The organism is Lysobacter enzymogenes (assembly GCF_017168095.1).
Lineage (GTDB): Bacteria > Pseudomonadota > Gammaproteobacteria > Xanthomonadales > Xanthomonadaceae > Lysobacter > Lysobacter enzymogenes_D.
On record NZ_LXSD01000371.1, the window covers coordinates 1 to 9,282 of the forward strand.

Genomic DNA, 9,282 nt, shown 5'->3' on the forward strand with positions numbered 1-9,282 from the left:
CGCGCCGGGCGGCGGCGCGGAGTAGCGGCCGCGGCGGCGGGCGACGCGATGCGTCGCCGTTGCGCCTGCAGGCCGCGGCTGCAGGTTCGTTCGTCCGGATTCGCCCCTGTTTCGCTCCGCTTCTCGTTCGATCCGCTTCGCCCGATCCGCTCCGGCCGTCGCGATGCGGTGCCCGCACGGTCCGCTTCAGCCGGTTCTTTTCGCCGCCGCATCGCCGTTCGTTCGGGCCGCATTGGCGGCCCGAACGCGTCGCCCGTAGCGCGTTTGCGCGCCAGTACGCCATGACTCCAACCGTTTCCGCCTACATCGGCCTGGGCAGCAATCTCGGCGACAGCGCCGCGGTGCTGCGCGCGGCCCTACGCGCGCTGGCCGCGTTGCCCGAGTCGCGCCTGGTGCGCGCCTCGCGCTTGTACCGCACCGCCGCCTGGGGCCGCACCGACCAGCCGGATTTCCTCAACGCCGTGGCGCAACTGGACACCGCGCTGCCGGCGCGCGAACTGCTCGCGGCGATGCTCGGCATCGAACGCGACGCCGGACGCGCGCGCCGCGCCGACGGCAGCGACCGCTGGGGCCCGCGCACCTTGGACCTGGACCTGCTGCTGTATGGCGACGAGGTCATCGCCGAAGCCGGCCTGCACGTCCCGCACCCGCACCTGCACGAGCGCGCGTTCGCATTGGCGCCGCTGGTGGAAATCGCGCCGGACGTCTCGATCGCGGGCATCGGCCCGGCGCGCGAGGCGCTGGCACGGATCGACCTGGGCGGAATCGAAGCCTTGCCGGAAGGCGAGGGCGACTGACCCTCGACCCGCAACCGCCCCCCTGTAGGAGCGGCGCAAGCCGCGACCGCGACAACCCAACCACGGCGCCAGCTTCCCGGGCCGGCGATCGCCACCGTGTTTCGCCCTTGGTCGCAAACCGACGCACGCCGCGGCCGGTTCTTGCGAACGAAGGCATAGGTCGGTTTCGTCGCAGTCGCGTTGTTGCGGTCGCGGCTTGCGCCGCTCCTACAAGGGGCGGCCGGGTTGGCGCGGCGGGATTGCCGGTTCGGGCGATTGCGGCCGATGCGCGCGCCGCCACGCTTGCCCGCGCATGGCGGCGCGACCGCGTTGCGCCGGCGAGGGTCGCCAGGCGGCGGCAACCTGCTAAGTTAGGCGACCTCCCCACCACGTCCGTCGCCACCGGACTTCCGCCCATGTACACCTCGGCTCCGACCGACGCCACGCCTTCCGAGAAGCGCAAGGCCTGGACCGTGCCCATGCTCGCCGACGCCAAGCGCGACGGCCGCAAGCTGGTCATGCTGACCGCCTACGACGCCAGTTTCGCCCGCACCATGGACGCCGCCGGCACCGACCTGGTGCTGGTCGGCGATTCGCTGGGCATGGTCGTGCAGGGCCATAACAGCACCTTGCCGGTGAGCGCGGCCGACATGGCCTACCACACCGCCTGCGTCGCCCGCGGCCTGTCCAAGGCGCTGCTGATCGCCGATCTGCCGTTCGCCTCCGACGCCACGCCCGAGCGCGCGCTCGACGCGTCCACCGCGCTGCTGCGCGCGGGCGCGGCGATGGTCAAGATCGAAGGCGCCGGGCACAAGCTCGAGATCATCCGCTTCCTGGTCGAACGCGAGATTCCGGTCTGCGCGCACCTCGGCCTGACCCCGCAGTCGGTGTTGCGCCTGGGCGGCTACAAGCTGCAGGGCCGCGACGACGCCACCGCGGCCAAGCTGCGCGGCGACGCGCGCGCGGTCGCCGAGGCCGGCGCGGCGCTGCTGGTGCTGGAATGCGTGCCGACCGGGCTGGCCCAGGCGATCACCGCCGACTTGGCCATTCCCACCATCGGCATCGGCGCCGGCCCGCACTGCGACGGCCAGGTGCTGGTGCTGCACGACCTGCTCGGGGTCAACTCCGGCCACCGCCGGCCCAAGTTCGTCAAGGACTTCCTGGCCGAAGGCGGCTCGGTCGCCGGCGCCTTCGCCGCCTACGCCGAAGCGGTGCGCGACGGCCGCTTCCCCGACGCCGCGCATTCCTACGACTGAGCGCGCCGGCGCGGGGCTGGAAATCGCCGCCGCGCGGCCCGACATAGGCCCCGGCGCCGGCTCCCGCAGAGCCTGGTGCCGCCGCCTCGGCCGGCTCCGCCGGCCGCTTGCCCGCGCACGGACCGCGCCGTCACCTCCACGCCGTCTTTCTTCGCGAGTTACCGCATGCTGACCGTCGATCAACTGGGCGCCCTGCGTTCCACCCTGCAGGCCTGGCGCGCGTCCGGCCACAGCGTCGCCTTCGTCCCGACCATGGGCAACCTGCACGAAGGCCACCACTCGCTGATCCGGCTGGCGCGCGAGCGCGCCGACCGGGTGGTCGCGAGCGTGTTCGTCAATCCGACCCAGTTCGGCCCGAACGAGGATTTCGGCCGCTACCCGCGCACCCCCGAAGCCGATGCCGACGGCCTGCGCGCGGCCGGCTGCGACCTGCTGTGGCGGCCGTCGGTGGAGACCATGTATCCCTACGGCGCCGAGCGCACCGTGCAGGTGGCCGTGCCCGGCGTGACCGAAACCCTGGAAGGCGCGCACCGCCCGGGCCATTTCGACGGCGTCGCCACGGTGGTGGCGCGGCTGTTCAACCAGGTTCGCCCGGACACGGCCGTGTTCGGCCGCAAGGACTACCAGCAACTGGCGGTGATCCGTTACCTGGTGCGCGATCTGGCCTTCCCGATCGAGATCGTGGCCGCGCCGACCCGGCGCGAGGCCGACGGCCTGGCGATGAGTTCGCGCAACCAGTACCTGTCGCCGGCCGAGCGCGAGCGCGCGCCGGAGATCCACCGCACCCTGCAGGCGATGCGCGAGGCCGCCCAGGCCGGGCAGGGCCGCGAGGCGGTCGAGGCCGAAGCCGCGCGCCGGCTCACGGACGCCGGCTTCCAGGTCGACTACGCTGCGCTGCGCCGCCCGGACCTGACCCTGCCGGAGGCGGGCGCGGCGGACGAGGCCGGCGACGGCGAACGCGTCGCCCTGATCGCCGCCCGCCTGGGCCGTACCCGCCTGATCGACAACCTCGAATTCGCCGCCTGAACGGGGCGGCGGCCGGCGCGGGGCGGCGAAAAGCTGCGTTGCGCCCGGGCCGCGCCCCGCCCATGTTGCAGCGCGCCATGCGCTGTTAGACTTCAGACCCCTTCGCGTCCGCGACGCCCGCGGGCCCACGAGTGACCGACATGCAACTGAATCTGCTCAAGGCCAAGATCCACCGCGCCACCGTCACCCACGCCGAGCTGCATTACGAAGGCTCCTGCGCGATCGACGGCCGCCTGCTCGACATCTCGGGCATCCGCGAGTACGAGATGGTGCACATCTACAACATCAACAGTGGCCACCGCTTCTCGACCTACGCCATCCGCGGCGAAGAGGGCAGCGGGGTGATCTCGGTCAACGGCGCGGCCGCGCACAAGGCCCAGCCCGGCGATCTGGTGATCATCTGCGCCTACGGCATCTGCGACGAGGCCGAAGCGGCCAAGTACAAGCCGACCCTGGTCTACGTGGACCGCGACAACCGGCTCACCCACACCAACCATTCGATGCCGGCGCAGGCCGCCTGAGACCCGACGCACGATGAGCGACGACTCCCGACTCCACGAGCTGCGCGCCGAGGTCGGGCGCGTCGCTGCCACGCCGCTGTCCCGGCTGATCGCCGCCGACCCCGCCCGGGCCGGCGACTTCGCCCTCAAGGTCGGGCCGATCTACGCCAGCTTCGCCCGCCAGGGCTACGACCGCGACGCCCTGGCCTGGCTGTTCCGCGCCGCCGAAGCGGCCGGCAGCCGCGAGCGCCTGCAGGCGCTGTTCGACGGCCAGACCGTCAACGTCACCGAAGGCCGGCCGGCGCTGCACACCGCGCTGCGCGGCGATTTCTCCCACGCGCCGATCGCCCACGACGCCCACCGCGAAGCGCTCAAGGCGCGCGCGCAGATGCGCGCGGTGGTCGAGGCGCTGAGCGCGAGCGAGGTCACCGACATCGTCAGCGTCGGCATCGGCGGCTCCGACCTCGGCCCGCGCCTGGCGGTCGATGCGCTGAGCGGGCCGAAGCCGGGCCGTTTCCGCGTGCACTTCCTGTCCAACGTCGACGGCCACGCGGCCCAGCGCACGCTGGCCGGGCTCGATCCCAGTCGCACCGCGGCGCTGCTGATCTCCAAGACCTTCAGCACCCAGGAGACGCTGCTCAACGGCGGCATCCTGCGCGACTGGCTCGGCGACGACTCGCGCCTGTACGCGATCAGCGCCAACGTCGAACGCGCGGCGCAGACCTTCAACATTCCGGCCGAGCGCATCCTGCCGATGTGGGACTGGGTCGGCGGCCGCTACTCGCTGTGGTCGGCGGTCGGCCTGCCGATCGCGCTGGCGATCGGCATGGACGCGTTCGAGCAATTCCTGTCCGGCGCGGCGCAGATGGACGCGCACGTGCTGCAGACCGAGTTGCCGCGCAACCTCGCCGCCTGGCACGCGCTGACCTCGATCTGGAACCGCAACGGCCAGGGTTACGCCACCCAGGCGGTGCTGGCCTACGACGAGCGCCTGAAGCTGCTGTCGAACTATCTGCAGCAGCTGGTGATGGAAAGCCTGGGCAAGTCGGTCAAGCTCGACGGCTCGCCGGTGCACGGCGACACCGTGCCGGTGTGGTGGGGCGGCGCCGGCACCGACACCCAGCACAGCTTCTTCCAGGCGCTGCACCAGGGCACCTCGATCGTTCCGGCCGACTTCATCGGCGTGGTCCGCAGCGACGCGCCGTATCCGCAGAACCATCGCGCCCTGCACGCCAATCTGCTGGCGCAGACCGAGGCCTTCGCCAACGGCCAGCGCAGCGACGACCCGCACCGCGCCTACGCCGGCGGCCGCCCGAGCACGACGATCCTGCTCGACGCGCTGACCCCGGCCGCGCTCGGCGCGCTGCTGGCGATGTATGAGCACAGCGTGTACCTGCAGTCGGTGTTCTGGGGCATCAACGCGTTCGACCAGTTCGGCGTCGAGCTGGGCAAGCAAGTCGCCAGCAAGCTGCTGCCGGCGCTGGCCGGCGAAGCCGAGGCGGACGATCCGGTGACGCGCGAATTGCTGGCGCGGTTGCGCGGGTAAGCCGCCGCCATACGCATCCGCGAACGGCGCCTCGGCGCCGTTCGTCGTTTCAGGCCTCGGCGAAGCGTGGGTTGCTCCCTGTAGGAGCGGCGCGAGCCGCGACCAACCGAAGCGATGATCGACAGCGTTCTTGGTCGGAGCTTCGTAAATCGGTGCAATCAGGCCGATTTTCCAGGCTTCGGGTGCACCGCTTGCGCACGTCGCTTCGGTTGGTCGCGGCTCGCGCCGCTCCTACAGGGAGGCTTCGTGCTTCGCGAGCGCCCAGTGCACGTGCTCGCGCACCAGCTCGCTCGGGTGCTCCACGCGCGAACGCAGCGCCGCGATCACCTCCGGCGTCGTCGGCGCATTGCCCAACGCCACCGCGATGTTGCGCAGCCAGCGCTCGTGCCCGCTGCGGCGGATCGCCGAGCCTTCGGTGCGGCGCAGGAACTCGTCCTCGTCCCAGGCGAACAACTGCGCCAGCGTGGCCCGGTCGAGATCGTTGCGGGCGCGGAAATCCGGCTCGTCGCTGCGCTGGGCGAACTTGTTCCAGGGGCAGATCAACTGGCAGTCGTCGCAGCCGAAGATGCGGTTGCCGATCGGCTCGCGCAGCTCCAGCGGGATCGCGCCGGCGTGTTCGATGGTCAGGTAGGCGATGCAGCGGCGCGCGTCGAGCCGGTGCGGCGCGACGATGGCCTGGGTCGGGCAGATGTCGATGCAGCGCACGCAGGTGCCGCAGTGCGCGCTGGCCGGAGCGTCCACTGGCAGTGGCAGGTCGACGTAGATCTCGCCGAGGAAGAACCACGAGCCGCCGTCCTTGTCGATCAGGCAGGTGTGCTTGCCGATCCAGCCGAGCCCGGCGTTGCGCGCCAGCGCGCGCTCCAGCACCGGCGCGGAATCGACGAATACGCGATGGCCGAACGGCCCCACCAGTTCGGCCAGGCGCTCGGCCAGCCGCTGCAGGCGCTGGCGCATGAGCTTGTGGTAGTCGCGGCCGAGCGCGTAGCGCGCGACGTAGGCGCGTTCGCCGTCGGCCAGCGTGGCCCAGGCCTCGTCGTCGTCGCGGCGGCCGTAGTCCAGGCCGACCGAGATCACCCGCACCGTGCCCGGCAGCAGTTGCTGCGGCCGTGCGCGCAGCTCGCCGTGGCGCGCCATCCAGTCCATCGAGCCGTGCAGGCCGCGTTCCAGCCAATCCAGCAGATAGGCCTCGTCCTGGCCCAGCTCGACGCCGCTGATGCCGCAGCGCTGGAAGCCGAATTCGCGCGCCAGCTCGCGGATGCGCCGGGCCAGCGCCGAATAGTCGGGCGCGGGCCGGCCGGCGGGGGCGCCGGGCGCGTCGGAGGAACTGGGGCTGGCGTCGATCTGGCTCACGTTGCGCCAAGTATAGAATCCAGGCATGTCCCGGTCCCCCGATATCGACGGCTCCGCCGAAACGCCGGCACCAGCGCCGCTGTACGACACCGCCGCGCTGCGCGCGGTCGAGCGCGCGGCCGCGGCCGAACTCGGCGACGGCTTCGAGCTGATGCGCCGCGCCGGCGAAGCGGCCTGGCGCGAGTGGCTGGACCGCTGGACCCAGGCCTATTCGCTGCTGGTGGTGTGCGGGCCCGGCAACAACGGCGGCGACGGCTACGTCATGGCTGTGCACGCGCAGCGCAACGGACGCCGGGTCGGCGTGGTGCGCCTGCGCGAACACGCGCCGCGCGGCGAGCTGGCGCAGCGCGCCGCGGCCGAGTACGCCGCGGCCGGCGGCGCGACGATCGAATTCGACGGCGCATTGCCGGCCGCCGACGCCATCGTCGACGCCTTGTTCGGCATCGGCTTGTCGCGGCCGCCCGATGCGGCGGCGAGCGCGCTGATCGCGGCGATCAACGCCCACGGCGCGCCGGTATTCGCGCTCGACGCGCCCAGCGGCGTCGACGCCGACTGCGGCGCCGCGCCCGGCGCGGCGGTGGTCGCCGACTGCACGCTCGAATTCATCGCCCGCAAGCGCGGCCTGCGCACCGGCGCGGCGCTGGACTGCGCCGGCGAACTGTTGCTCGCCGACCTCGGCCTGGACCCGCCCGCGCACGGCGCCTACCCGGTGGCCGAATGGCTGCGCGCGCCGGACCTGCGCCGCTGGCTGCGCCCGCGCCGGCGCGACAGCCACAAGGGCCGCAACGGCCGGGTGCTGTGCATCGGCGGCGACCACGGCCACGGCGGCGCGTTGCTGCTGTGCGCGCAGGCCGCCCTGCGCAGCGGCGCCGGATTGGTCGACGCGGCGACCCGCGCCGACCACGTCGCGCCGCTGCTGGCGCGCCTGCCCGAAGCGATGCCGCGCGCGGTGGAATCCAGCGAGGACGTGCGCGCCGCGCTCGCCGCCGCCGATGTGATCGCGATCGGCCCGGGCCTGGGCACGCAGGAGTGGGGCGCGCATCTGTTCGCCGCCGCGCTGGCCAGCGGCAAGCCGCTGCTGCTCGACGCCGACGCGTTGAATCTGCTCGCCGCGCAGCCGCGCGCCTTGCCCGCCGACTGCATCCTCACCCCGCATCCGGGCGAAGCCGCGCGCCTGCTCGGCAGCGACAGCGCGCGCGTGCAGGCCGACCGTTTTGCTGCGGTGCGCGCGTTGAGCGAGCGCTATCGCTGCGCGGTGGTGCTGAAGGGCGCGGGCACCCTGGTGCATGCGCCGGAGCAGGGCGTGCGCGCGATCGGCGCGGGCAATCCGGGCATGGCGGTGGGCGGCATGGGCGATGCGCTCAGCGGCGCGATCGCGGCGCTGCGCGCGCAAGGGCTGGATGCGTTCGATGCGGCGAGCTGCGGCGCGCTGCTGCATTCGGTCGCCGGCGATCGCGCCGCGCGCGAGGGCGGCGAGCGCGGGCTGTTGCCGAGCGACTTGATGCCGTGGCTGCGCCGTTGCGCCAATCCGCACGCGGATGAGCGATGATTTCGCGATGAATTCCGACGTCGCTTCCGAACTGCGTCTGCACCTGGCCGATGCCGACGCCACCGACGCGCTCGGCGCCGCGCTCGCGGCCGCGCGCTCGACCACGAACGCGCCCGCGCTGCACGTGCACCTGCACGGCGATCTCGGCGCCGGCAAATCGACCCTGGCGCGCGCGTTGCTGCGCGCGCTCGGCGTGCAGGGCGCGATCCGCAGCCCGACCTACACCCTGGTCGAGCGCTACCCGCTCGCCGATGGCGGCGAAGCCTGGCACCTGGACCTGTACCGGATCGGCGACGCCGGCGAGCTGGAGTTCCTCGGCCTGGACGGCGGCGAAGCCAGCTTGTGGCTGATCGAATGGCCCGAACGCGGTCGTGGCTGGCTGCCGCCGGCCGATCTGCGCATCGATCTGGCTGTGGACGGGGCCGGCCGCAGCGTCCGGCTGGCGGCGTCCAGCGCCGGCGGTCGCGCCTGGCTGGCGGCGCTGGCCACGGCGACCGGGATAGAGCCGCTTGCGGCCGACTCCTGAACGATTCCCTAGGAAGTAGCGGCAGGTACCGGATTTGCAAGGAAAAAATACTTGCAATTCGATAATCGCAGTGCTTGACTTACGCCCATGCGAGTCAAGGGGGCCACCGTTCAGAAAGTCCTGATGGGCCTGGCGCTCCTGGCAGCGCTGGCCTGGAATCTCGCTCATGCCAGCGAAATCAAGGGCTTGGAGCTGCGCAACGGCGCCACCGGCACCCGCGCCGAAATCGCTCTGGACGGCGCCGGCGAATACAAGGTCATCAGCCTCAAGGGCCCCGACCGCCTCGTGGTCGACTTGCCGGCCTCGCGCCTGGGCAAGGGCGTCCGGCTCCCGGCCGGCGCCGGCGTCATCAAATCCGTGCGCAGCGGCGAGCCGCAGCCCGGCACCGCGCGCATCGTGTTCGACCTCGCCCAACCGGTGGCGGTGCTCAAGCCGCATATCGAACAGGGCCCCGGCGGCCCGCGCCTGATCCTGGAATGGCCGGGCGACGGCAGCGAGCCGGCGGCCGCGGTCGCCGTCGCGCCGAAGGCGCCCGATCCCAAGCCTGTCGCGCCGGTGGCGGCGTCCGCGCCGGCGCCGAGCGTCGGCTTCCAGAACGTCCCCGCGCAGAATCCCGCCAGCCCGACGGCGGAGGTCCAACCGGCCGATCCGGCCGTCGCGTCCAGCGCCGCCGCCAACAAGCTGATCGCCGAGCTCGCCGCGCGCAACGGCGCCGGCGCGCCCGCGCAAGCGCCGCCGCATTCTGCGCCGGCG

Annotated in this window: 9 protein-coding genes; 8 read left to right on the forward strand and 1 reads right to left on the reverse strand. The window is 72.7% G+C overall.

The window, feature by feature from the left end; genetic code table 11:
• Window positions 1-281: 281 nt before the first annotated feature.
• From folK to pgi, 5 genes are all read left to right on the forward strand, one after another.
• On the forward strand, window positions 282-797 hold the full coding sequence (folK, locus tag A7A76_RS14915) for a 2-amino-4-hydroxy-6-hydroxymethyldihydropteridine diphosphokinase (RefSeq protein WP_206411921.1): 516 nt from the start codon (window positions 282-284) through the stop codon (window positions 795-797).
• A gap of 395 nt (window positions 798-1,192) precedes the next feature.
• On the forward strand, window positions 1,193-2,032 hold the full coding sequence (gene panB / locus A7A76_RS14920) for a 3-methyl-2-oxobutanoate hydroxymethyltransferase (RefSeq protein ID WP_206411922.1): 840 nt from the start codon (window positions 1,193-1,195) through the stop codon (window positions 2,030-2,032).
• A gap of 165 nt (window positions 2,033-2,197) precedes the next feature.
• Entirely contained in the window at window positions 2,198-3,058 is an 861-nt protein-coding gene (gene panC, locus A7A76_RS14925) for a pantoate--beta-alanine ligase (protein WP_206411923.1), read from the forward strand.
• Window positions 3,059-3,198: 140 nt separating this feature from the next.
• On the forward strand, window positions 3,199-3,579 hold the full coding sequence (gene panD, locus A7A76_RS14930) for an aspartate 1-decarboxylase (RefSeq protein ID WP_074866448.1): 381 nt from the start codon (window positions 3,199-3,201) through the stop codon (window positions 3,577-3,579).
• Between the two features lie 13 nt (window positions 3,580-3,592).
• Window positions 3,593-5,104, forward strand: coding sequence for a glucose-6-phosphate isomerase (gene pgi, locus A7A76_RS14935; protein WP_206411924.1), 1,512 nt, complete (start codon window positions 3,593-3,595; stop codon window positions 5,102-5,104).
• Window positions 5,105-5,335: 231 nt separating this feature from the next.
• On the opposite strand, the gene queG is transcribed toward pgi, so the two are convergent.
• Complete coding sequence (gene queG / locus A7A76_RS14940; RefSeq protein ID WP_206411925.1) at window positions 5,336-6,481, reverse strand: tRNA epoxyqueuosine(34) reductase QueG; 1,146 nt, start codon at window positions 6,479-6,481, stop codon at window positions 5,336-5,338.
• Between queG and A7A76_RS14945 the strand changes: the two genes are divergently transcribed.
• The 3 genes from A7A76_RS14945 to A7A76_RS14955 all read left to right on the forward strand — a co-directional run.
• A complete protein-coding gene (locus tag A7A76_RS14945) occupies window positions 6,480-8,003 on the forward strand; it encodes an NAD(P)H-hydrate dehydratase (protein WP_206411926.1) in 1,524 nt (507 codons plus the stop codon). The genes queG and A7A76_RS14945 overlap by 2 nt on opposite strands.
• Window positions 8,004-8,010: 7 nt before the next feature.
• Window positions 8,011-8,529 (forward strand): tRNA (adenosine(37)-N6)-threonylcarbamoyltransferase complex ATPase subunit type 1 TsaE, encoded by a 519-nt coding sequence (gene tsaE, locus A7A76_RS14950; protein WP_206411927.1) that lies wholly within the window; start codon window positions 8,011-8,013, stop codon window positions 8,527-8,529.
• Between the two features lie 123 nt (window positions 8,530-8,652).
• Window positions 8,653-9,282 (forward strand): AMIN domain-containing protein (locus A7A76_RS14955; RefSeq protein ID WP_206411928.1); only part of this gene is annotated, 630 nt, incomplete at its 3' end.

What these genes read in the sequence shown, in the direction of transcription:
- pgi (WP_206411924.1), top strand. Translation starts at nt 3,593, where the DNA reads ATGAGCGACGACTCCCGACTCCACGAGCTGCGCGCCGAGGTCGGGCGC.
- folK (WP_206411921.1), top strand. Translation starts at nt 282, where the DNA reads ATGACTCCAACCGTTTCCGCCTACATCGGCCTGGGCAGCAATCTCGGC.
- panD (WP_074866448.1), top strand. Translation starts at nt 3,199, where the DNA reads ATGCAACTGAATCTGCTCAAGGCCAAGATCCACCGCGCCACCGTCACC.
- panB (WP_206411922.1), top strand. Translation starts at nt 1,193, where the DNA reads ATGTACACCTCGGCTCCGACCGACGCCACGCCTTCCGAGAAGCGCAAG.
- queG (WP_206411925.1), bottom strand. Translation starts at nt 6,481, where the DNA reads ATGCCTGGATTCTATACTTGGCGCAACGTGAGCCAGATCGACGCCAGC.
- A7A76_RS14945 (WP_206411926.1), top strand. Translation starts at nt 6,480, where the DNA reads ATGTCCCGGTCCCCCGATATCGACGGCTCCGCCGAAACGCCGGCACCA.
- tsaE (WP_206411927.1), top strand. Translation starts at nt 8,011, where the DNA reads ATGAATTCCGACGTCGCTTCCGAACTGCGTCTGCACCTGGCCGATGCC.
- panC (WP_206411923.1), top strand. Translation starts at nt 2,198, where the DNA reads ATGCTGACCGTCGATCAACTGGGCGCCCTGCGTTCCACCCTGCAGGCC.